Raw genomic sequence first — 21,529 nt, 5'->3', positions numbered from 1 at the left:
CCACCCGCGGGCATGACCGCCGCCCTCCGTGCCCGGATCGGGGAGTGCCGTGCGGCCCTGGCCGCCACGCCCGGCGATTCCGCGGCTCTGGCCGGATTGTTCGACGGGCTCGATGCGCTGGGCGAGCCCGGTACGCCGGAGGAGGCGGTGGCCCGCTCCGCCTTCGGCGAGGCGCTGCGGCGGCAGGGGCGGGCGGCCGAGGCCGAGGCGCACCACCGCGCCGCGCTGTCCTGGCTGCCCGATTTCGGCGGCAGCCATTTCAATCTCGGCCTGACGCTCCAGGCGCTGGGTCGCATCGCGGAGGCGGCGGACGCCTATGGCGAGGCCGCGAGGCTGATGCCGCGCTTCGCCCCGGCTCTCTGCAACCAGGGTGTCCTGCTCCGCGCGCTGGGCCATCGGGGAGCGGCGGAAACGGCGTTGCGCCGGGCCGTTTCGCTCGACCCCATGCTGGTTCCCGTCTGGCTCAACCTCGGCGCGGTGGTCCAGGAGTTGGAGCAGGCGGAGGCCGCCGCCGGCTGTTACCGCAACGCTTTGGCGCTGCGTCCCGATTTGGCCGAAGCCCACGCGAATCTCGGGCTCGTGGTGAAGGAGGCTGGACACCTCGCGGACAGCCTGCCGACCTTCGAACGCGCCCTGGCGATCGGCCTGCCCGACGCGGGCGGTGTGCTTGCCCAGCTCGTCCAGCAGATGCGTCATCTCTGCCGCTGGAACGGACTGGCGGAACGCTCCGCGCAACTGACTGCCCTGGTGGGCGGCGGCAGGACGCGGCAGGTCCACCCTTGGATCTTCCTCGGCGAGGGCGCCGGTCCGGCGGCGGAGTTGGCGTGCGCCCGCCGCTACGCGGGCTGGCGGACGCAGGGCATCGCCGCCCTGCCGGTTCGCCGCGACACCGGACCGCGCGGCCGCCTGCGCATCGGTTACCTGTCCGCCGACTACCACGAGCACGCCACAGCCGCCCTCATCGCGGAATTGATCGAGCGCCACGACCGGTCTCGGGTTGAGGCGGTCGCCTTCAGCTATGGACCCGACGACGGCGGCCCGATGCGGCGCCGGCTGATCGCCGGCTTCGACGGTTTCGTGGACATCTCCGCCTGTTCACACGCCGATGCCGCGGCGCGCATCCGAGCGGACGGCGTGGACATCCTGGTGGATTTGAAGGGCTACACCCAGCACGCCCGGCCGGAGATCGCCGCCCATCGGCCCGCCCCCGTGCAGGTGCAGTGGCTCGGTTATCCAGGGACGACGGGAACTGGGTTCATCGATTACGTGATCGGCGATCCCCTGGTCACGCCGCTCGACCACCAGCCATTCTACGCGGAGCGAATCGTCCAGCTTCCCGTCTGCTACCAACCCAACGACCGGAACCGGCCGATCGGCCCGACCCCGTCTCGCGCGGCCTGCGGCCTGCCGGAGCGGGGCGTGGTCTTCTGCTGCTTCAACGCCGCCTACAAGATCACGCCGGCCCTGTTCGACCTGTGGTGCCGCCTGCTGCGCGCTGTGCCGGACAGCGTGCTGTGGCTGCTCGACAGTCACCCGGAGGCGAGCGCGAACCTGCGGCGTGAGGCGGCACGCCGCGGCGTGGCGGGGGATCGGCTGATCTTTGCAGCCCGGCGCGCTCCGGCGGAGCATCTGGCGCGCTATCGTCTGGCCGACCTGTTCCTCGACACCACGCCGGTCGGAGCCCATACCACCGCCAGCGACGCGCTGTGGGCGGGCCTGCCGGTGTTGACGGTGACGGGGGACGGGTTCGCGTCCCGCGTCGGGACGAGTCTGCTGCGCGCCGCCAGCCTGCCCGAGCTGGCCGTCCGTTCGCTCGCTGATTATGAAGCAACGGCTTTGCGATTGGCCTGCGACCCGGCCGGCCTCGTCCGGCTGAAGGCTCGCCTCGCCGCAGAGCGGGACCGCACGCCGCTGTTCGACACCGACCGCTTCGCCCGCGCTCTGGAACGCGCCTACGCGACGATGTGGGAGGTCCAGGCGGCCGGAATGCCGCCCCGCCCCTTCACCGTCCCGGACGACGGCTAAGGGAAGGGGCAACGGTCGGCGGTCACGTCCACGAAGGAGCGGGCGCCGGGCGCGAAGGTGAAGCGGTACTCGGTGTTGTCGATCACCACCGTCTGGTGAAGGGGAAGAACGCCCTTGGCGACCGTCTCCTTGCCGCCCATGCCGGCGATCTTGATGGTCACCGGCTGCGCCGGGTCGAACCAGCTTTCGGCGTTGCCCTGGGCGTTGCGCGACGATTGGCCCTCGCCGCTGACCGTCACCGCGCCGTTGTTGAAGCTGGTGCTGCGGTTGCCCGATTTCAGGAGGGGGGTGGCCAGGGCGAAGCGCTTGGTTTCCGCCGGCTGGCAGTTGCGCACCGTCTGGACCTGGGCGATCACGAAGGCAAGGCGGTTGGGGTCCATGCCGCCCTTCAGCCGTTCCGATACCAGTCCGGTCAGCCGTGCGAGATCGCCCGAGGGGACCTCGCGCTGGAGACGGGCCTCCAACTCCGCGGCGCGGGCCTCCGCCGTGCGGGCGGCGTGCTGCATCTGGCTGGCGAGCAGCTCAAGCTCGGCCTTCTGGCGCGACAGGGTGGAGATCTCCTCCCGCAGCGTGACGTCGCGGCCCTTCAACTGCTCGATGCCCATCTGGTAGGCGAACAGACCGACACCGAGGAGAACGGCGGCGAACAGACCGAACTTCGCGAACCCCGCCCAGAAGCGGCGGCGATAACGGCGTTCGTAGTCGTAGCGTCCCAAGGCCATGTGCAGCAAACCCAAGCGGAAGAAGAGGGTGCTATGGCTACCCAGATCGGCCGCCCGATGCAACCCCTTGACCTTGGCGGGAGACGCCGCTCCCGATCAGTTGCTGGCCCCGGACGGGCCGAGGAATCCGGCGCTGATCCCGGGCGTGCGGAACTCGCCGACATTCTTGAACACGAAGCGGAAGAAGATGGTGTTTCCTTCCTGCTCGCCGTTCTGGATGACGGTGTAGTCGCGCTGGGCGATGGTTTCGAAGATCAGGCATTCGTCCTGATAGCGGAGGATGCCCGCGCTGGAACGCGGTCCCGCATCGGGACGGAAGGCTTGAGAATGGGACACGCCGATCGACCAATGTTCTGAAAACTGCGACGACACCGAAACGCCTGCCTGCTCCACCTCGTTCCGCTCGACGACGTAGGGATTCTCGGTCTGGTCGACATAGGTGTAGGTGCCGGAAATGCGCAGCAGCGGCACGCCGGCCGACGCGTTGACCGAATGGCGGCGCGGCTTCAGCGTGTCGTGGTCGATGCGGAAGCCGTAATTCACGTCCAGCCAATCCGCCGGGCGCAGATCGAGACGACCGACGTAATCCGACGTCTTCTTGTCGAGCCCCGATCCGCCACGGAAGTTGTCCGTGTCGTCGGCGCGGAAGCTCTGACCGACGAACAGGCTGGCCGAACCGGTCTTGTAGCCCTGGAACGTCGTGCGCAGGCCATAGGTGGCGCGCGGTCCCCCGTCCAGCCGGTCGATGCCGGTGAAGCGGTTGGGCATCAGCAGGTTGACCTCGTCGAACTCGACGTCGAGGCTGTCCTCGTTCGGGAAGGCCGGATCGTTGTCCACCCGCGGCGACACGCTGATCTGACCGATCGGCTCGATGGTCTGGAAACTGCTCTCCCCGTAGCGGACGAAGGGATAGCGGACGGTGGCCGTGGCCTGCGGGAAGAAGCGCAGGCGCTGCACGCTGTCGTTGCCGGTTCCGGCCGGATCGTTCGGATCGAACCGCTGGGCGGTGTAGCCGGCCAGCAGGACGCTGCCCTCGATCGTGGTGACGAAACCGAGGTTGGAGTAGATGTCCCGCTGCCAGCCGGGCTGCACGGCCAACCGCTGGGTGTCGGGACCGCCGCTGCCCGGACGGGCGACGGCCAGCAGGCTGCTGTCCAGAGACCACCGCCCGCCCAACAGGCTTCCCGGTTCGCCCAGAGCGTTGTAGCGCGCCTCAGGCAGCACGTAGGGCTCCTGCACCGTGTTGCCCCAGCGCAGATCCTGGAAGCTGTAGGCGTTGACGGCCGCATAGTTGCGGCCGTTGAAACCTTCGACGAAGGCGCGGCTGGTCAGCACTTCGTCGCGGATGTTGAAGTAGCGGCGCAGATACAGCTCGTCGCTGGCCCGTTTCAGATTGAAGCCCCAGCGCCACGTCTCGTCGATGTCGAACAGGCCGCTGGCGAAGGCGTGGCCGCGCCAGCGCCGGTCGTCGGCGCCCTTCAGCGTCCCGTTGGGGATTTCGCCCTGAGTCCCCGACACGTCGAGTTGCAGCCGCCCATTCTCGAAGCGCTTGCGGTACTGGCCGCCCAGGAACAGGCCCTGGTTCGAGTAGCCGCCGACGTCGAAGGTGGCGTCCTGATCCGGCGCGATGTCCCAATAATAGTGAGAGATGACACCGAAACCGAGATCGGAATTGTTCCGGAAGCTGGGCGTCAGGAACCCCGAGCGCCGGTCCACCGTGGGATCGGGATGGGACAGGTAGGGCGTGTAAAAGAACGGGACGCCGAACATCTCCATGACGGCGTCGCGGTAGCGGACCTCGTGATCCTCGTTGTCCTGCACCACGCGGGCGGCGCGGATCTGCCAGACCGGTGCGCGGTCCGGATCGGTCTTGCAAAGTTCGCAAGGGCTGTAGACGGCGCGATTCAGGCGGATCAGCCGCCCGCCGCGGCGCTCGCCTTCGGTGCCGGCCATGCGGCTGTTGTCGGTCATCAGCACGCGGACATTCTCGACGAACGCGTCACGCATGTCGTCGGTCAGTTCCGCATAGTTGGAAAACAGGATGTCGCCCGACGGTTCGACCAGGCGGACGTTGCCGGAGGCGATGACCACCTTGGTCTTCTGGTTGTAGGTGATCGTGTCGGCGTGGACGGTCCGCGGCCCCTGCGACAGTTCCACGTTCCCCGATGCCGTCACGAGGCTGTTCGCCTCGTCGAAGGAAACCGTGTCCGCTCCCAGAAGGACCGGCGGGTCCTGCGGCTTTCCGTTGGACGGTCCCGGCGTTGGAGCGACGACTTCGAGCCGTCCGCCCTGGTCCGCACCGGCGGGCGGCGCGGCATCGGCCTGCGGCGCCGGAGCGGGAGGCTGCTGCGCGTCGGCCAGATCGGCGAAGACAACGCCACAGGCGGCCATCAGGGCGACGATACCGGATCGCAGGACCAGCGACCGGCGGTCCAACGGGCGATGCGTCTTCGGGTTGGTGGCGCGGGCGCGCCGGGCATGTCGGGACGGGAGCTGGGACATGCGGAACGTTTGAGGTAACCAACCGGCCAAGTCAACGGTTTCGCGGCGCGTCTCGCGAATTGTCCAACCGCTGTTGCCGTAAGGCGGAGTCATGAAAAAGGGGACCGGCCGCGACAGGCGGACGTCCCCTTTTTCGTGCCCGGCCCGCCCCTTTTCAGGGCGGTTTCCGCATCCGTCGAACCACTAGGCGAAGGCCTTGAAGGCGATGAGGGTGAAGGTATCGCGCACCCCGGTCAGGGTCTGGATGTTTTCGGTCACGAATCGGCCGATGTCCAGATCCTGAGGCAGATAGCATTTCATCAGCAGATCGTACTGGCCGGAGGTGGAATGCACCTCCGACACCTGTTCGATGTCCTGAACGGCCTGATCGGCCACCTGATAGGCTTTTCCCAGCTCGCACTTGACCATGACGAAGATGGTCTGCATGGCGCTCAGCCCTCCTGCGAGGATTGCTCGGCGGGTTCGGCCGGGGCGGGGCGCCGCGCCGAGCGGAGCATGAAGGCCGGCATATGGTCACCGAAGCCGATCACCGGTGTGTCGTCCTCGTCCTCGTCGCGGCGACGACGGCGGTCGCGGTCGCGGTCGCGATCCCGGCGGGGCTCCTGCCGGCGGCTCTCGGCGGCGGCCAACGATTCGCGCGGCTGGCGTTCCTCACGGGGCTGCCGGTCGTCGCGCACCGGGCGCTCGTCACGGCTCGGCCGCTCCTCGCGCGGTTGACGTTCCTCGCGCGGTTGACGCTCCTCACGCGGTTGACGTTCCTCGCGGGGCGCCCGATCCTCGCGTTCGGGGCGCTCGGCACGCTCACGCGGCGCGCGGTCGCCGCGCTCCTTGTCCTTGGCACGACCCCGGCTGCGGCCACGGCGCGCCTCGTCCTCGCTGAGGAACTCGGCCGACTCGAGGCCGTCAATGGCGATCAACGGAATCTCCCGCTTGATGAGACGGCCGATGGCCGAAACCTGCTTGCCGTCCAGCGGGCTGGCCAGCGTGAAGGCGCGGCCCATGCGGCCCGCCCGGCCGGTGCGCCCGATGCGGTGGACATAGTCTTCCGGGCTGATCGGCACGTCGAAGTTGAAGACGTGGCTCAGCCCCTGCACGTCCAGGCCGCGCGCCGCCACGTCGGAACAGACGAGCAGCGTGATCTCGCCCTTCTTGAAGGCATCCAACGTCTCCGTCCGCTTCGACTGCACCATGTCGCCGTGCAGGGCGCCGGCGTTGAAGCCGTGGCTCTCCAGCGACTTCTGCAGGATGGCGACGTCGCGCTTGCGGTTGCAGAAGATGAAGGCGTTCTTGACGTCCTCGGTGCGCAGCAGGTGGCGCAGCGCCTTGCGCTTGTCCTCCTCGTGCACCAGGACCATGGCCTGGGTCACCGTCTCCGACGGCGAGGCTGGCGGGGCGACGGTCACTTCCTTCGGGTTCGACAGGAAGGCGTCGGCCAGACGGCGGATCTCCGGCGGCATGGTGGCGGAGAAGAACAGCGTCTGGCGCTGCTTGGGCAGCTTGCTGACGATCCGTTCAATGTCCGGGATGAAGCCCATGTCGAGCATCCGGTCCGCTTCGTCGATGACGAAGACCTTGATGTCGTTGAGCATGATGTTGCCGCGCTCGAACAGGTCGATCAGACGACCCGGCGTCGCGATCAACACGTCCACCCCGCGGTCCAGCCGCTTCACCTGCTCGGTGAAGGTTTCGCCGCCGATCAGGAGCGCCATGCTGAGCTTGTGGTGCTTGCCGTAGGTCTCGAAGCTTTCCGCGACCTGCGCCGCCAGCTCCCGAGTCGGCTCCAGGATGAGCGAACGGGGCATGCGCGCCCGTGCCCGGCCCGACGCCAGGATGCTGATCATCGGCAAGGTGAAGCTGGCCGTCTTCCCGGTGCCGGTTTGCGCGCAGCCGAGCACGTCGCGGCCTTGCAGGACCCAGGGAATGGCCTGTTCCTGAATTGGCGTCGGCTGGGTGTAACCCTTGTCCTCGATTGCCCGCAGGACGTCAGGTCCAAGCCCAAGTTCCGAAAAGAGCATCCAACCTGTTTCTGTCTGGAGTGCGAAAATCGTGCCGGTACGGCCCGACGAGTAGATGGTGCGGCAGAATATGAAGTCAAAGGGCGCTGTCAATAGACCTTGTGATGAAATCGCGCATCGCGCGGCTTCGGATGGACCGCTTGGCGTGCCGCGTCCGCTCGAGTAGGCTGCGAAAAAGCCGGGAAAACCGCGAAAATCCGGGGCTTGGGACGGTTGAAGGGCAGGTTTCAGCCTTGTTCTCCGCCCGGACCGGACAATGAAAAAAGGCAGCCCTCCGATGCTTCTTTCCTCTCAACGCTCCGTCCTGGTGGTGGTCGATATCCAGGAAAAGCTGATGCCGGCCATCGCCGAGTCCGCGCGGGTCGAGCGCAACGCCGCCATCCTGCTGAAGGCTGCGGCCCTGCTCGGCGTGCCCGCTTTCGCCACAGAACAGTACCCCAAGGGCCTCGGCCCGACCGCCGCCTCTCTGCGCGCCCTGCTGCCGCCGGACGGGGTGGTGGAGAAGATCAGCTTCTCCGCCGCGCGGGAGCCCGCCTTCCTGGAGCGGCTGGAGCGGATTGGCCGCCGACAGGTCGTGCTGGCCGGATCGGAGGCCCATGTGTGCGTGATGCAGACGGCGCTGTCGCTGGTCGGGCTGGGGTTCGAGGTGGTGCTGGTGGCCGACGCCGTGTCGTCGCGCACGCCCGCCAACGCGGAGCTTGGCATCGCCCGCATGCGCGCGGCCGGGGCGACCATCGTCAGCACGGAAATGGTTCTGTTCGAGTGGATGGAGCGGTCGGACATCCCCGCCTTCAAGGCGGTGCTGGACCTGATCCGCTGACCGGGTCACGAAGGCCAACAACGAGGAAGGAAGAGGGATGAGCGACCGGATTCCCCTGATCCTGCTGCCTGGCATGCCGCTGGACGCCGCGCTGTGGGAACACCAGACCAACCATCTCGCCGAAGTGGCCGAGCCGACCGTCGGCGACCTGACCGGCCACGACTCGGTGGCTGCCCTCGCCGCCGCGGTGCTGGCGCAGGCGCCGGCACGATTCGCGCTTGCCGGTCTGTCGATGGGCGGTTACGTCGCCTTCGAGATTATGCGGCAGGCGCCGGAGCGGGTGGCGAAGCTCGCCCTGCTCGACACCAGCGCCCGTCCCGACACGCCCGAGCAGACCGCCACGCGCCAGGACGCAGTTCGTCTGGTGGGGCAGGGGCGGTTGCGTCAGGTGGTGGCCGCCGGCATGCCGCGTCTCGTCCATCCCGACCGCACCGCCGACATCACCCTGGTCGAATCGGTGCAGGCCCAGGCCCAGCGGGTCGGGGCGGACGGCTATGCGCGCCAGCAGACCGCCATCATGAACCGCCCGGACAGCCGGCCCGGCCTCGGCGTCATCGCCTGCCCGACGCTGGTGCTGTGCGGGCGGCAGGACGCCATCACACCGCCGGCGGTGCATGAGGAGATGGCTGCGGGGATCCCCGGCGCCCGCCTGGCCCTGATCGAGGACTGCGGCCACCTGTCGGCCATGGAACAGCCGCAGGTGGTCACCGCCCTGCTGCGCCAGTGGCTTCTCTACGCCTGAGCGCCGTCCCCCGCCTCAGCAGTCAGGACCCCCGCCGCAGCCGTCCAGGTCGGCGCGGCGGGCCGGAAAAAGCGCGAAGGTCATGTCGCTGATGAGCGACCGGAAATCCGGGTCGTTCGGTCCCTGCGGACGGTCGAGCCAGCCGGTGGCCGAGGACAGGGGGCCGCCGCCCCGGCAGAAGGCGCCCTGGACCACGATGGGGCCGCCGGGCGGGCTGGTGCGCAGGGGTTGGCCGCTGCACAGATACGAGTTCAGGGTCGTCTCGGCGGGGTTGAAGGCTAGGACGACGCGGTAGTCCGGCCGCGCCGTCTGGTTCGGCGTGGTGGTGAAGTTGGTGCGCACGCCGGAAATGCGGTTCTGCATGTTGGCGGTCACCAGCGGCCCGAAGGTCTGCGGGTCCATGCCGAAGGGATTGCCGAGGATCACCACGCGCAGGTCGCGATTGGAGGCCGCGTAGGACACCTCGCTCAGCGTGTAGGCGGGAACGGGCAGATCGGCCACCACGCGTTCGTTGGTGCAGGCCGCCGCCATCGCGCAAAGGGCGAGAAGGCTGGCACGGGACAGGAAGGTCATGGCTCGCCTGGGCTGCTGGGTGGACATGGGCGATCAATCATGGGACGCCGCCCCGGCACCGACAAGCCTACGCCTCCGGAAGAGCCGCCGCTCAGCCGGCCGCGCATCCTGGCGGCGTTCAAAATCACACGTCGATGTCGTCGACCCGGACGAACTTCGCATTCTCCTGGATGAACTGGAACCTCAGCTCCGGACGGCGGCCCATCAGCTCCTCCACGCGGGTCTTGGTGGCCTTCACGTCCTCCGCCTGTTCCGGATCGGCGGCGTTCGGCACGACGACGCGCAGCAGCGTGCGCTTGGCCGGGTCCATGGTCGTCTCGCGGAGCTGGGCCGGCATCATCTCGCCCAGGCCCTTGAAGCGGCTGATCTCCACCTTCTTGCCCTTGAACGTCTTGTTCATGAGCTGGTCCTTGTGCGCGTCGTCGCGGGCGTAGACCGACTTGGCGCCGTGGCTGATGCGGTAGAGCGGCGGCAAGGCGAGGTACAGGTGCCCGTTCTGGATCAGCCCACCCATCTCCCGGTAGAAGAAGGTCATCAGCAGCGAGGCGATGTGCGCGCCGTCCACGTCGGCGTCGGTCATGATGATGACCCGCTCGTAGCGCAGCTTGTCGCTGGAGAAGTCCTTCCCCACCCCGCAGCCCAGCGCCTGGGTGAGGTCGTTCAGCTCCTGGTTGGCCTTCATCTTGTCGGCGGAGGCCGACGCGACGTTCAGGATTTTGCCGCGCAGCGGCAGGATGGCCTGGGTCTCGCGGTTGCGCGCCTGCTTGGCGGAGCCACCCGCGGAATCGCCCTCGACCAGGAAGATCTCGGTGCCCTCCGGCGAATTGCGGGAGCAGTCGGCCAGCTTGCCGGGCAGGCGCAGGCGGCGGGTCGCGGATTTGCGTCCCAACTCCTTGGACTGCTTGCGCTTGGCGCGCTCCTCCGCCTTCTCGATGAGCCGTTCCAGAAGGGCCTTGGAGGAGGAGGGATCGCCCGACAGCCAGTGGTCGAAGTGATCCTTGATCGCCGCCTCGACCAGCCGGTGGGCTTCCGCCGTCACCAGCTTCTCCTTGGTCTGGCCCTGGAAATGCGGTTCGCGAATGAATACCGACAGCAGGATGCAGGCGTCGCCCATCACGTCGTCCGCGGTGACCTGGGCGGCGCGCTTGTTGCTGGTCAGCTCGCCATAGCCCTTCAGGCCGCGGGTCAGCGCGGCGCGCAGGCCGGCCTCGTGCGTGCCGCCCTGCGGGGTGGGCACGGTGTTGCAGTAGGTGTGGGAGAAGCCCTCGTCATCTTCCGGCCAGGCGATGGCCCATTCCACGCGGCCCTGCTGGTTCGGGAAGTCCAACGCGCCGGAGAAGGGCAGGCGGGTCAGCGTCCGACGCTCCTTCAGGGCAGCGTTCAGGTAGTCGAGCAGGCCGCCGGGGAAGTGCAGCGTCTCCTGCGCCGGGGTGGTGGACTCCGCCGACAGCAGAGACGGGTCGCAGCTCCAGCGGATCTCGACGCCCCGGTACAGGTAGGCCTTGGAGCGCGCCAGACGGTACAGCCGGTGCGGCTCGAAATGGGCGGCCTCGCCGAAGATTTCGGGGTCGGCGTGGAAACGGATGGTCGTGCCGCGGCGATTGGCCGCGCCCTGGCGGGTCAGCGGCCCCTGGGGCAGGCCGCGGCTGTAATGCTGCACGTAGAGCTGGCGGTCGCGCGCCACCTCCACCGTCAGCCGATCCGACAGGGCGTTCACCACCGACAGGCCCACGCCGTGCAGGCCGCCGGAGGTCTGGTAGACCTTGTTGGAGAATTTGCCGCCCGAATGCAGGGTGGTGAGGATGACCTCCAGCGCCGACTTCCCGGGGTATTTCGGGTGGTCGTCGATCGGGATGCCGCGCCCGTTGTCGCGCACCACCACCGTGCCGTCGACGGTCAGTTCCAGGTCGATGCGGCTGGCGTGGCCGGCCACCGCCTCGTCCATGGCGTTGTCCAGAACCTCGGCCACCAGATGGTGCAGCGCCCGGTCGTCGGTGCCGCCGATGTACATGCCGGGGCGCCGGCGGACGGGCTCAAGCCCCTCCAGAACCTCGATATCCTGGGCGGAATAGGTCTCGGCCTTGCGCGCCGTGTTCTCGAAAAGATCGCTCATGGCCCAGTTATAGGAATTTCGTCAGGGCTGCGCAAGCGCATGCGGTGGCTCCTATATACTCCCCGCACCATATTTTGTGATGCGCTTTTTCGACCCTACAGAGAGGGCGGGTTCACGATGAGCGACGGCACCCCGACCAACCACCCCCCGACCCATCCGGACATGGAGGGCGGCCCGGCGCTGCGCACCATCGCCATGCCGGCCGACACCAACCCCAACGGCGACATTTTCGGCGGCTGGTTGCTGGCCCAGATGGATCTGGCCGGCGGGGTCGCCGCCCTGCGCCGCGCGGGCGGGCGCGTGGCGACGGTGGGGATCGAAGCGATGACCTTCCACAAGCCGGTCTATGTCGGCGACGAGGTGAGCTGCTTCGCCCATGTCACCAAGGTGGGCCGCACCTCCATCCGCGTGCGCGTCGAGACCTGGGTGCGCCGCCAGCGCAGCGCGGGGGAGGCGACCAAAGTGACGGAGGGCGTCTTCACCTACGTCGCCATCGGCGAGGATCGCCGCCCGCGTGAGGTCCCGCCGGAGTGAATCGGCGCACGCCTTCTTTCGAAGGTTGCGCACTGTGTCCCTCTCCTTTGGGGGTGTAAGCCGCCTATTACTCGGCGGTGCAAAGAGCATGGCGCGGTGAATTCTTTCGGATTGCTTCTTTTCCGTTTGACCGAAGGAATCGCGTATGATTCCATCATACCGCCATGACCATGCTCCAGAACCTCACCGACTCGCTGAAACGCGCCGCGAAAAGCGCCCTTCGCCAGGCCATCGGGCCGGCCATCGGCTCCTGCGTCGTCGCCTACTTCGTCTATTACGCCGTTCAGGGGGACCGCGGGCTGCTCGCCATGAACCATCTGAAGGCGGAGATCGCCACGGCGGAATCCGTCCTGGATCAGGTGAAGGCCGAGCGCGAGCGAATGGACCGCCGCGCGCAACTGATGCGCAGCGACCACCTGGACCGCGACATGCTGGACGAGCGTGCGCGCACGATGTTGAACCTTTCAGGCCCCCGCGACGTCATAATCGCACTCCCTCCGGCGCAGGTCGAAGGTGATGCTAGCGCTGAGAAGTAGGTCATATCAGTGAATTAACCGAAAGCCGGTTAACGCCGAATTTCGCGTTTAAAAACAGATATTTGCGTCTCGTGCGCTTGTCGTGTACTGTGCGCCCCGCATCCGCTTCCGGTGCGAGGGGGATGCACCCTCATAAGTGGGATGTACCCTCGCAACGTGCTGCAGCCCTGGCTGTTCGCTTGCCGTCGCTGCATAAACCCTGGGGAGGAAACATGGCCGCGTCACGACGCCGTCCGAAGGCGCAGACTGATTCCGCGTCGAAGCAGGCCGCTTCGGCCGAGGATCTGATCAAGTACTACCGTGAGATGCTGCTGATCCGCCGCTTCGAGGAGAAGGCGGGCCAGTTGTACGGCATGGGCCTCATCGGCGGTTTCTGCCACCTCTACATCGGCCAGGAAGCCGTCGTGGTCGGCATCCAGGCCGCGCTGAAGAACAACGACGACGTCATCACCAGCTACCGTGACCATGGCCACATGCTGGCCTGCGGCATGGACCCCAAGGGCGTGATGGCCGAGCTGACCGGTCGCCGTGGAGGCTACTCCAAGGGCAAGGGCGGCTCGATGCACATGTTCAGCCGCGAGAAGAACTTCTACGGCGGCCACGGCATCGTCGGCGCGCAGGTTCCGCTGGGCACCGGTCTCGCCTTCTCGCACAAGTACAACAAGGATGACGGCCTGTCCGCGGTCTATTGCGGCGACGGCGCCATCAACCAGGGTCAGGTTTACGAGAGCTTCAACATGGCGGCGCTGTGGAAGCTGCCGGTGCTCTACGTGATCGAGAACAACAAGTACGCCATGGGCACCTCGCAGGAGCGCGCCTCGGCGGGCGAACTGCACCAGCGCGGCGCGGCCTACGGCATTCCCGGCCATCAGGTCAACGGCATGGACGTCCTCGAGGTCCGCGAGGCCGCCGACAAGTGGGTGGAGTACATCCGCGCCGGCAACGGCCCGGTCATCCTCGAGATGAAGACCTACCGCTACCGCGGCCACTCGATGTCCGACCCGGCCAAGTACCGGACCAAGGAGGAGGTCGAGAAGATGCGGAGCGAGTCCGATCCGATCGACAACCTGAAGCGCGTCCTGCTGGAAGGCGCTTACGTGACCGAGGACCAGCTCAAAGAGATCGACCGCGAGGTCAAGGCCGTGGTGACCGAGGCTGCCGAATTCGCGCAGCAGAGCCCCGAGCCCGATCCGGCGGAGCTGTGGACGGACGTCCTGGTCGAAGCCTGACGACAACGATAAGAGGAGCGGCGCCGAGGGCCGGAGGCTATGCCTCCCGGCGAACCCGCGCCGCCGGAGGTTGAGGAATGCCGATCGAAGTGCTGATGCCGGCGCTGTCGCCCACCATGACCGAGGGCAAGCTGGCGAAGTGGGTCAAAAAGGAAGGTGACGAGGTCAAGTCCGGCGACGTGCTCGCCGAGATCGAGACCGACAAGGCGACCATGGAGGTCGAGGCGGTCGATGAGGGCCGCATCGGCAAGATCCTGGTCGCCGAGGGCACCGAGAACGTCGCCGTGAACACCCCCATCGCCGTGATCCTCGGCGAGGGCGAGAGCGTCACCGACGCCGTGTCCGGCTCCCCGACGCCGGCCCCGAAGGTCGCCGCCGAGCCGGTGGTGAAAGACACGGGCGCGCACGCCCCGGCCACCCTGCCGATCGGTCCGGCCAGCGGCCCCGCCGCCGCCCCACCGGCCTCGGACGAGGACAAGTTCTTCGACAAGACGGTTAAGAAGACCGTCCGCGAAGCGCTGCGCGACGCCATGGCCGAAGAGATGCGCCGCGATCCGACCGTCTTCCTGATGGGTGAAGAGGTCGCGCAGTACCAGGGCGCCTACAAGGTGTCGCAGGGCCTGCTCCAGGAGTTCGGCGCCGACCGCGTCATCGACACGCCGATCACCGAGATCGGCTTCGCCGGCCTGGGCGTCGGTGCGGCCTTCCGCGGCCTGCGCCCGATCGTCGAGTTCATGACGTTCAACTTCGCGATGCAGGCGATCGACCACATCGTGAACTCCGCCGCCAAGACGCTGTACATGTCCGGCGGCCAGATGGGCTGCCCGATCGTGTTCCGCGGCCCGAACGGCGCCGCCGCCCGCGTCGCCGCGCAGCACAGCCAGGACTTCACCCCCTGGTACGCCAGCGTGCCCGGCCTGAAGGTCGTCGCCCCCTACAGCGCGTCGGACTTCAAGGGCCTGATGAAGTCGGCCATCCGCGATCCGAACCCGGTCATCTTCCTCGAGAACGAGATCCTCTACGGCCAGTCCTTCGAGGTGCCGGAGAGCGAGGACTTCATCGTTCCGATCGGCCGCGCCAAGATCCGCCGCGCCGGCACGGACGTGACCATCACCGCCCATTCGCTGATGGTCAGCTACGCGCTCGCCGCCGCCGATCTGCTGGAGAAGGACGGGATCAGCGCCGAGGTCATCGACCTGCGCACGATCCGTCCGCTCGACACCGAGACGATCGTCAACTCCGTCAAAAAGACCAACCGCCTCGTCACCGTCGAGGAGGCCTGGCCGACCTGTGGCATCGGCGCCGAGCTGTCGGCCCTGATGATGGAGCAGGCCTTCGACTATCTGGACGCCCCGGTGATCCGCGTGACCGGCCTCGACGTGCCGATGCCCTACGCGGCGAACCTGGAAAAGCTCGTCCTTCCTTCGCCCGACCGCATTGCGGAAGCGGCGAAGAAGGCCTGCTACCGCAAGTAAGGAGGGCGAGCGAATGACCATTCAGATTCTCATGCCCGCCCTCTCTCCGACCATGACCGAGGGCAACCTCGCGAAGTGGCTGAAGAAGGAAGGCGACGCGGTGAAGTCCGGCGACGTGATCGCCGAGATCGAAACCGACAAGGCCACCATGGAAGTCGAAGCGGCCGACGAAGGCCGTCTCGGCAAGATCCTCGTGCAGGCCGGCACGCAGGGCGTCGCGGTGAACACCCCGATCGCCGTGCTGCTGGAAGAGGGCGAGGACGACAGCGCGCTCGCCAAGGCCGCCGCTCCCGCTCCGGCGGCGGCGCCCGCCGCGGCTCCGGCCCCGGCCCAGGCTGCTTCCGCTCCGGCTCCGGCCGCTGCCCCGGCTCCGCAGGCCGCCGCCGCTCCCGCCCATGGCGGTGGCCGCGTGTTCGCCAGCCCGCTGGCCCGCCGTCTTGCCGAGCAGGCCGGTCTCGACCTGAAGGCCGTCACGGGCTCCGGTCCGAACGGCCGCATCGTCAAGGCCGACGTCGAGGCCGCCAAGGCCGGCGGCACCGCCAAGGCCGCCGCTCCGCAGGCCGCCGCTCCGGCTCCCGCCGCGGCTCCGGCGGCTGCTCCGGCCGCCGCTCCGGCCTCGAAGGCCGCGGGCATCGACGCCAAGGACCTGTCGGACAAGCTGGGCATGCGCTACAAGGCGCAGCCGAACAGCTCGATGCGCAAGACGATCTCCCGTCGTCTGACCGAGGTGCAGCAGACGGTGCCGGATTACTTCCTGGCCATCGACTGCGAGCTGGATGCGCTGCTGAAGGTCCGCTCGGACCTGAACGCCCGCTCCAAGGACTACAAGCTGTCGGTCAACGATTTCATCATCCGCGCCGCCGCGCTGACGCTGAAGAAGTTCCCGAACATCAACGCCGCCTGGTCGGAGGAGGCCATCCTCCGTTACGACCACGTCGACATCTCGGTCGCCGTGGCCACCCCGACCGGCCTGATCACGCCCATCGTCAAGAAGGCGGAGACCAAGGGGCTGGCCGAGATCTCCAACGAGATGAAGGGTCTGGCGGAGCGCGCCCGCGACGGCAAGCTGAAGCCGGAAGAGTACCAGGGCGGCACCTTCTCGATCTCGAACCTCGGCATGTACGGCATCCGGGAGTTCGCGGCGATCATCAACCCGCCGCAGGCCTGCATCATGGCGGTCGGTGCCGGTGAGCAGCGTCCGGTCGTGAAGAACGGTGCGCTCGCCATCGCCACCGTGATGACCGTCTCGGTCACCGTGGATCACCGCGTCGCCGACGGCGCGCAGGGTGCGGAATTCCTCGCGGCTTTCAAGAAGCTGATCGAGGACCCGCTGAGCATGCTGCTGTAAGGGGGCGCCGACCATGGCTGACATGAACTACGATCTCATCGTCATCGGCGGTGGTCCGGGCGGCTATGTGGCGGCGATCCGCGCCGCCCAGCTCGGCCTCAGCACCGCGGTGGTGGAGCGTGAGAACCTCGGCGGCATCTGCCTCAACTGGGGCTGCATCCCGACCAAGGCGCTCCTGCGCTCCGCCGAGGTGCTGCGCAACGCCAAGCACGCTGCCGACTACGGGCTGGTCATCCAGAACCCGTCCTTCGACCTGGACAAGGTCGTTCAGCGGTCCCGCAAGGTGGCGGGGCAGCTCAACGGCGGCGTCAAACACCTGCTGAAGAAGAACAAGGTCGCCGTCATCGAGGGCGAGGCGAAGCTGCTCGGCAAGGGGCAGGTGGCCGTGTCCAAGGGCGGTGCGGCGGTCGGCACCTTCGGGGCGAAGAACATCATCATCGCCACGGGCGCCCGCGCCCGCACCCTGCCGGGTCTGGAGGACGACGGCAACCTCGTCTGGACCTACCGCAAGGCGATGACTCCGAACACGACTCCGAAGTCGCTGCTGGTCATCGGCTCCGGCGCCATCGGCATCGAGTTCGCCAGCTTCTACAACGAGCTGGGCGCCAAGGTGACGGTGGTCGAGGTGATGGACCGCATCCTGCCGGTCGAGGACGAGGAAATCTCGGCCTTCGCCCGCAAGCAGTTCGAAAAGCAGGGCATGCGCATCATCACCAACGGCAAGGCCGGCAACCTGCGCAAGGGGGCCGACAGCGTGACGGTGGCGGTGGAAGCCAACGGCAAGACCGAGGACATCACGGTCGACCGCGTGATCCTCGCCGTCGGCATCTCGCCGAACACGGAAAATCTGGGCCTGGAGAACACCAAGGTCCAGACCGACCGCGGCCACATCAAGACCAACGCCAACTGCCAGACCGACGAGCCGGGCGTCTACGCCATCGGCGACGTGACGGGGGCTCCCTGGCTCGCCCACAAGGCCAGCCACGAGGGTGTCATCGCCGTCGAGCACATCGCCGGCAAGCACCCGCACGCGCTGGACGTCCGCAACATCCCGGGCTGCACCTACTCGCACCCGCAGATCGCGTCGGTCGGTCTGACCGAGAAGAAGGCGAAGGAGGCGGGCTACGAGGTCCGCGTCGGCCGCTTCCCCTTCATCGGCAACGGCAAGGCCATCGCCCTGGGCGAGGCGGACGGCATGGTGAAGACCGTGTTCGACGCCAAGACGGGCGAGCTGCTGGGTGCGCACATGGTCGGCGCCGAGGTGACGGAGCTGATCCAGGGCTACACGGTCGCCAAGACCATGGAGACCACCGAACAGGAGTTGATGCAGACGGTGTTCCCGCATCCGACCCTGTCGGAGATGATGCACGAGTCGGTTCTTGATGCCTACGGCCGGGCCATCCACTTCTAAGTGGAGCGTCTGACTGACGGTCGTTTTCTCCCTCGCCCTCCGGGGCGGGGGAGCAACGATTCGGGCGCCGTCATCATTTTGGCGGTGTTGTTTCGTTGCGGCCGATAATCAGACTTGACCGGTCGGTCATTCCGGCCTATCCGGCGGGACCGCGTCCGCCGGCCTTGCGCCGTCCCTTGCGCCGCCCCTTGCGCGGTCGGTGGCGCGTTACCGTCCAGCATCGGCGCTGCCACCGGGCAGCCCGTGGGAGCACTTCAGACCATGACCGTGGCCGATCACCCCGAGAAGCTTCGCCATCCCGAAAAGGCCCACAAGCCCGACAACCCGATCCAGCGCAAACCGGGCTGGATTCGCGTCAAGGCGCCGACCAGCCAGGAATACAACGAGACGCGCAACCTGATGCGCGGGCTCAAGCTCAACACCGTGTGCGAAGAGGCGGCCTGCCCGAACATCGGGGAGTGCTGGAAGCACAAGCACGCGACCTTCATGATTCTCGGCGCCGTCTGCACCCGCGGCTGCGCCTTCTGCAACGTCGGCACCGGCCGCCCCGACCAGCTCGACCCGCACGAGCCGGACAATGTGGCGGAGGCGGTGGCCCAGCTGAAGCTGAGCCACGTCGTCGTCACCTCGGTGGACCGCGACGACCTGGAGGACGGCGGGGCGGAGCATTTCGCCCGGACCATCCGCGCCATCCGCGCGGCGTCGCCCGACACGACCATCGAGATCCTCACCCCCGACTTCCAGAAGAAGAAGGGTGCGGTGGAGGTGGTGGTCGAAGCGAAGCCCGACGTCTTCAACCACAATCTGGAAACCGCGCCGCGCCTCTATCCGACGATCCGTCCGGGTGCGCGCTATTTCACCTCGCTGCAGCTGCTGGCGCGGGTGAAGGAGCTGGACCCGTCGATGTTCACCAAGTCCGGCGTCATGGTGGGCTTGGGCGAGACGCGCGAGGAGGTCGGGCAGGTGATGGACGACCTGCGCGCCGCCGATGTTGACTTCATGACGATCGGCCAGTACCTCCAGCCGACGCCCAAGCACGCGGCGGTGGACCGGTTCGTGACTCCGGAAGAATTCCAGAGCTACGCAACACTTGGCCGCGGCAAGGGTTTCCTGATGGTGGCCTCGACGCCGCTGACCCGCTCCAGCTATCACGCGGGGGCGGACTTCGCGATGCTGCGCGAGGCTCGCCTCCGCAAGCTCGCGGCAGCGGCGGTCTGAGGCGGCCGAAAGAGAAACGGAGCGGGTATGCCGACGCACGCGGAAAAGAAGGTTCTTCCCTACACGCCGGAACAGATGTACCGGCTGGTCGCCGATGTGGAGAAGTATCCGGAATTCCTGCCCTGGTGCCTTGCCGCCCGCATCCGCCGCCGCGAAGGCGACGTGATGTTCGCGGACCTCGTGATCGGCTTCAAGATGGTGCGGGAACGCTTCACCTCGCGCGTGGAACTGGACGAAGAGAGCCGTCGCATCAACGTCCAGTACACCGAGGGGCCGTTCCAGTACCTGAACAATCACTGGCTCTTCACCCCCCACGAGGGTGGCGTCTGCGTGGATTTCTACGTGGACTTCGAGTTCCGCTCGAAGATGCTGCAGAAGATCATGGGTGTGCTGTTCAACGAGGCGGTGCGCCGGATGGTGCAGGCTTTCGAGACCCGCGCCAACCAACTCTACGGCAACGGCGCCACCCGGCCCGCCGCGGCGCGGACCGCCTGAGGCTGGTCTTCCGTCAGCGAATCGCGGTTTCCGGGCGGGCCGTGCGCAGCCGCTCCAGCGCGGTCTGCACGGTCGCCAGGCGCACCGCATCGCGGTCGCCGGGGAAGGTGTATTCCTTGTGCTTAGCCGCGCCGCGGCGAACCGCCGTGGCGATGTAGACGCGCCCCACCGGCTTTTCCGGCGTTCCGCCGCCGGGACCGGCGACTCCGGTCACCGCCACCGTCACGTCGGCCTTCGACTTGGCCAGGGCGCCCACCGCCATCGCCACCGCCACCTCCGGGCTTACCGCGCCGTGGGCGTAGATCAGGCTGGGCGGCACGCCGAGCATCTCGGACTTGGCGACGTTGGAGTAGGTGACGAAGCCACGGTCCACCACCTTGGATGACCCCGCGATGTCGGTCAGCGCGCCCGCGATCAGACCGCCCGTGCAGGATTCGGCGGTCGCCAGGGTGTAGCCGGCCAGTTCGTACTCGGCGAGGAGCTTGGCGGCGAGTTCGCGGATGTGATCGGGAAACATGCGGGTCCCTTTCGTCGTGCAAAATCCCCGCTCCCCAGAAGGGAGAGGGTTAAGAACACCTATCCCGGCAGGCGGACCGTCGCCACCGCCTGCGCCGCGATGCCCTCGCCGCGCCCGGTGAAGCCCAGCCGCTCCGTCGTCGTCGCCTTCACGCTGACCCGGTCCACCGGTATGCCCAAAATCTCGGCAACGCGCGCGGTCATCGCCTCGCGGTGCGGGCCGACCTTTGGACGCTCGCAGATGATCGTCACGTCGACATGGGCGATCCGCCCGCCGCGCGCCGTCACCAGTTCCGCCGCGTGTTTCAGGAACAGCGCGCTGTCCGCGCCGCGCCATTGCGGGTCGCTGGGCGGGAAATGGCTGCCGATGTCCCCGGCGCAGAGCGCGCCCAGGATGGCGTCGGTCAGCGCGTGCAGCCCGACGTCGGCGTCCGAATGGCCGTCCAGCCGGTGCGTGTGCCGAACCCGCACACCGCAGAGCGTGACGTGATCGCCCTCGGCGAAGCGGTGCACGTCGAAGCCCGAGCCGGTCCGGATGTCGGACAGGGCGGAGTCGAGCGCGCGGGTGGCGCGGGTCAGGTCGTCGGGGGTGGTCACCTTGAAATTCTCCTCCCTGGCGGGCACCAGCGCGACCGGCAGCCCGGCGCGTTCGGCGACCGCCGCGTCGTCGGTCAATTCCAGCCCGGCGGCGGCGCGGTGCGCGGCCAGGATGTCGGGAAAGCGGAAGCCTTGGGGGGTCTGGGCGCGCCACAGGGCGCTGCGGTCCACCGTGCCAGCCACCAGACCGTCCTCGCCGCGCTTCAGCGTGTCGGCGACCGGAACGGCGGCTAGCGCCGCGGGGTGGGTACCCAGCGCCGCGATCACGGCGTCGATGGTGTCGGGATCGATCAGCGGGCGGGCCGCGTCGTGGATCAGCACGTAGTGCGGGGCCGAGTCGGCCAACGCCTCCAGCCCGTTGCGCACCGAATCCTGGCGGGACGCCCCGCCGGTCACTGGCTCGGGCAGATCCAGCCCCGCAACCGCCGCATCGTAGAGATCGCGAAACGCGGGATTGATGACCACGCGCACCGCGCTCACCTTGGGGTGGCGCCGAAAGGCGTCGATCGTGCGGCGCAGAACGGGCTGGCCGGCGAGATCGAGATACTGCTTGGGCCGCTCGGCGCCGAACCGCTGTCCGCTTCCGGCGGCGACGATCAGCGCGATACAGGAAGACGCGTTCAAGGAAGACGCGTTTAAGGAAGACATGGGGCGTTTC

The 21,529-nt window shown here is 67.8% G+C and carries 19 protein-coding genes; 11 read left to right on the top strand and 8 right to left on the bottom strand.

Features of this window, described 5'->3' with window-relative positions; translation table 11 throughout:
• Positions 1 to 12 precede the first annotated feature (12 nt).
• Positions 13 to 2,025, top strand: a complete 2,013-nt coding sequence (locus AC1DVI_RS04330) for an O-linked N-acetylglucosamine transferase, SPINDLY family protein (protein ID WP_476956892.1) — start codon at positions 13 to 15, stop codon at positions 2,023 to 2,025.
• Here AC1DVI_RS04330 and AC1DVI_RS04325 read toward each other — a convergent pair.
• The 4 genes from AC1DVI_RS04325 to AC1DVI_RS04310 all read right to left on the bottom strand — a co-directional run bounded on the left by AC1DVI_RS04325 (position 2,022) and on the right by AC1DVI_RS04310 (position 7,264).
• Positions 2,022 to 2,747, bottom strand: a complete 726-nt coding sequence (locus AC1DVI_RS04325) for a hypothetical protein (RefSeq protein ID WP_476956891.1) — start codon at positions 2,745 to 2,747, stop codon at positions 2,022 to 2,024. The two genes, AC1DVI_RS04330 and AC1DVI_RS04325, sit on opposite strands and share 4 nt — an antisense overlap.
• Positions 2,748 to 2,843: 96 nt before the next feature.
• Positions 2,844 to 5,249: an LPS-assembly protein LptD gene (locus AC1DVI_RS04320; RefSeq protein WP_476956890.1), complete on the bottom strand. Its 2,406-nt coding sequence runs from the start codon at positions 5,247 to 5,249 to the stop codon at positions 2,844 to 2,846.
• Positions 5,250 to 5,432: 183 nt separating this feature from the next.
• Complete coding sequence (locus tag AC1DVI_RS04315) at positions 5,433 to 5,675, bottom strand: Lrp/AsnC ligand binding domain-containing protein (protein WP_145623509.1); 243 nt, start codon at positions 5,673 to 5,675, stop codon at positions 5,433 to 5,435.
• 5 nt (positions 5,676 to 5,680) lie between these two features.
• Entirely contained in the window at positions 5,681 to 7,264 is a 1,584-nt protein-coding gene (locus AC1DVI_RS04310; RefSeq protein ID WP_476956889.1) for a DEAD/DEAH box helicase, read from the bottom strand.
• Between the two features lie 277 nt (positions 7,265 to 7,541).
• On the opposite strand from AC1DVI_RS04310, the gene AC1DVI_RS04305 reads away from it, so the two are divergent.
• Both AC1DVI_RS04305 and AC1DVI_RS04300 read left to right on the top strand, forming a co-directional pair.
• Positions 7,542 to 8,084, top strand: coding sequence for a hydrolase (locus tag AC1DVI_RS04305; RefSeq protein WP_149164992.1), 543 nt, complete (start codon positions 7,542 to 7,544; stop codon positions 8,082 to 8,084).
• Between the two features lie 37 nt (positions 8,085 to 8,121).
• Positions 8,122 to 8,826 carry an alpha/beta fold hydrolase gene (locus AC1DVI_RS04300; protein ID WP_476956888.1) on the top strand — a complete coding sequence of 235 codons (705 nt, stop codon included), beginning with the start codon at positions 8,122 to 8,124 and terminating at the stop codon, positions 8,824 to 8,826.
• 15 nt (positions 8,827 to 8,841) lie between these two features.
• Here the strand turns inward: AC1DVI_RS04300 and AC1DVI_RS04295 are convergent, their stop codons facing one another.
• Positions 8,842 to 9,426, bottom strand: coding sequence for a hypothetical protein (locus AC1DVI_RS04295; RefSeq protein ID WP_247889891.1), 585 nt, complete (start codon positions 9,424 to 9,426; stop codon positions 8,842 to 8,844).
• Positions 9,427 to 9,523: 97 nt separating this feature from the next.
• On the bottom strand, positions 9,524 to 11,512 hold the full coding sequence (gene parE, locus AC1DVI_RS04290; RefSeq protein WP_476956887.1) for a DNA topoisomerase IV subunit B: 1,989 nt from the start codon (positions 11,510 to 11,512) through the stop codon (positions 9,524 to 9,526).
• Positions 11,513 to 11,629: 117 nt separating this feature from the next.
• Here parE and AC1DVI_RS04285 point away from each other — a divergent pair, with 117 nt between their 5' ends.
• The 8 genes from AC1DVI_RS04285 to AC1DVI_RS04250 all read left to right on the top strand — a co-directional run bounded on the left by AC1DVI_RS04285 (position 11,630) and on the right by AC1DVI_RS04250 (position 19,758).
• A complete protein-coding gene (locus AC1DVI_RS04285; RefSeq protein WP_476956886.1) occupies positions 11,630 to 12,046 on the top strand; it encodes an acyl-CoA thioesterase in 417 nt (138 codons plus the stop codon).
• 164 nt (positions 12,047 to 12,210) lie between these two features.
• Positions 12,211 to 12,582 (top strand): FtsB family cell division protein, encoded by a 372-nt coding sequence (locus AC1DVI_RS04280; RefSeq protein ID WP_014198780.1) that lies wholly within the window; start codon positions 12,211 to 12,213, stop codon positions 12,580 to 12,582.
• Between the two features lie 212 nt (positions 12,583 to 12,794).
• Positions 12,795 to 13,811, top strand: a complete 1,017-nt coding sequence (pdhA, locus tag AC1DVI_RS04275) for a pyruvate dehydrogenase (acetyl-transferring) E1 component subunit alpha (RefSeq protein WP_476956885.1) — start codon at positions 12,795 to 12,797, stop codon at positions 13,809 to 13,811.
• Between the two features lie 77 nt (positions 13,812 to 13,888).
• Complete coding sequence (locus AC1DVI_RS04270; protein WP_476956884.1) at positions 13,889 to 15,286, top strand: pyruvate dehydrogenase complex E1 component subunit beta; 1,398 nt, start codon at positions 13,889 to 13,891, stop codon at positions 15,284 to 15,286.
• A gap of 13 nt (positions 15,287 to 15,299) precedes the next feature.
• On the top strand, positions 15,300 to 16,634 hold the full coding sequence (locus AC1DVI_RS04265) for a pyruvate dehydrogenase complex dihydrolipoamide acetyltransferase (protein WP_476956883.1): 1,335 nt from the start codon (positions 15,300 to 15,302) through the stop codon (positions 16,632 to 16,634).
• A 13-nt stretch (positions 16,635 to 16,647) separates the two neighbouring features.
• Positions 16,648 to 18,045, top strand: coding sequence for a dihydrolipoyl dehydrogenase (gene lpdA / locus AC1DVI_RS04260; RefSeq protein WP_476956882.1), 1,398 nt, complete (start codon positions 16,648 to 16,650; stop codon positions 18,043 to 18,045).
• Between the two features lie 261 nt (positions 18,046 to 18,306).
• Positions 18,307 to 19,263: a lipoyl synthase gene (lipA, locus tag AC1DVI_RS04255; RefSeq protein ID WP_200526197.1), complete on the top strand. Its 957-nt coding sequence runs from the start codon at positions 18,307 to 18,309 to the stop codon at positions 19,261 to 19,263.
• Positions 19,264 to 19,290: 27 nt separating this feature from the next.
• Positions 19,291 to 19,758 (top strand): type II toxin-antitoxin system RatA family toxin, encoded by a 468-nt coding sequence (locus AC1DVI_RS04250; RefSeq protein ID WP_476956881.1) that lies wholly within the window; start codon positions 19,291 to 19,293, stop codon positions 19,756 to 19,758.
• Positions 19,759 to 19,771: 13 nt separating this feature from the next.
• Here AC1DVI_RS04250 and AC1DVI_RS04245 read toward each other — a convergent pair whose 3' ends face one another.
• Together AC1DVI_RS04245 and AC1DVI_RS04240 are read right to left on the bottom strand one after the other, a co-directional pair.
• Positions 19,772 to 20,275 (bottom strand): CinA family protein, encoded by a 504-nt coding sequence (locus tag AC1DVI_RS04245; protein WP_476956880.1) that lies wholly within the window; start codon positions 20,273 to 20,275, stop codon positions 19,772 to 19,774.
• A gap of 59 nt (positions 20,276 to 20,334) precedes the next feature.
• Positions 20,335 to 21,519: a bifunctional 2-C-methyl-D-erythritol 4-phosphate cytidylyltransferase/2-C-methyl-D-erythritol 2,4-cyclodiphosphate synthase gene (locus AC1DVI_RS04240; RefSeq protein ID WP_476956879.1), complete on the bottom strand. Its 1,185-nt coding sequence runs from the start codon at positions 21,517 to 21,519 to the stop codon at positions 20,335 to 20,337.
• Between the last annotated feature and the right edge of the window lie 10 nt (positions 21,520 to 21,529).

Source organism: Azospirillum sp. P4_B5 (genome assembly GCF_056402275.1).
This window is presented reverse-complemented; position numbering and strand designations above follow the sequence as displayed.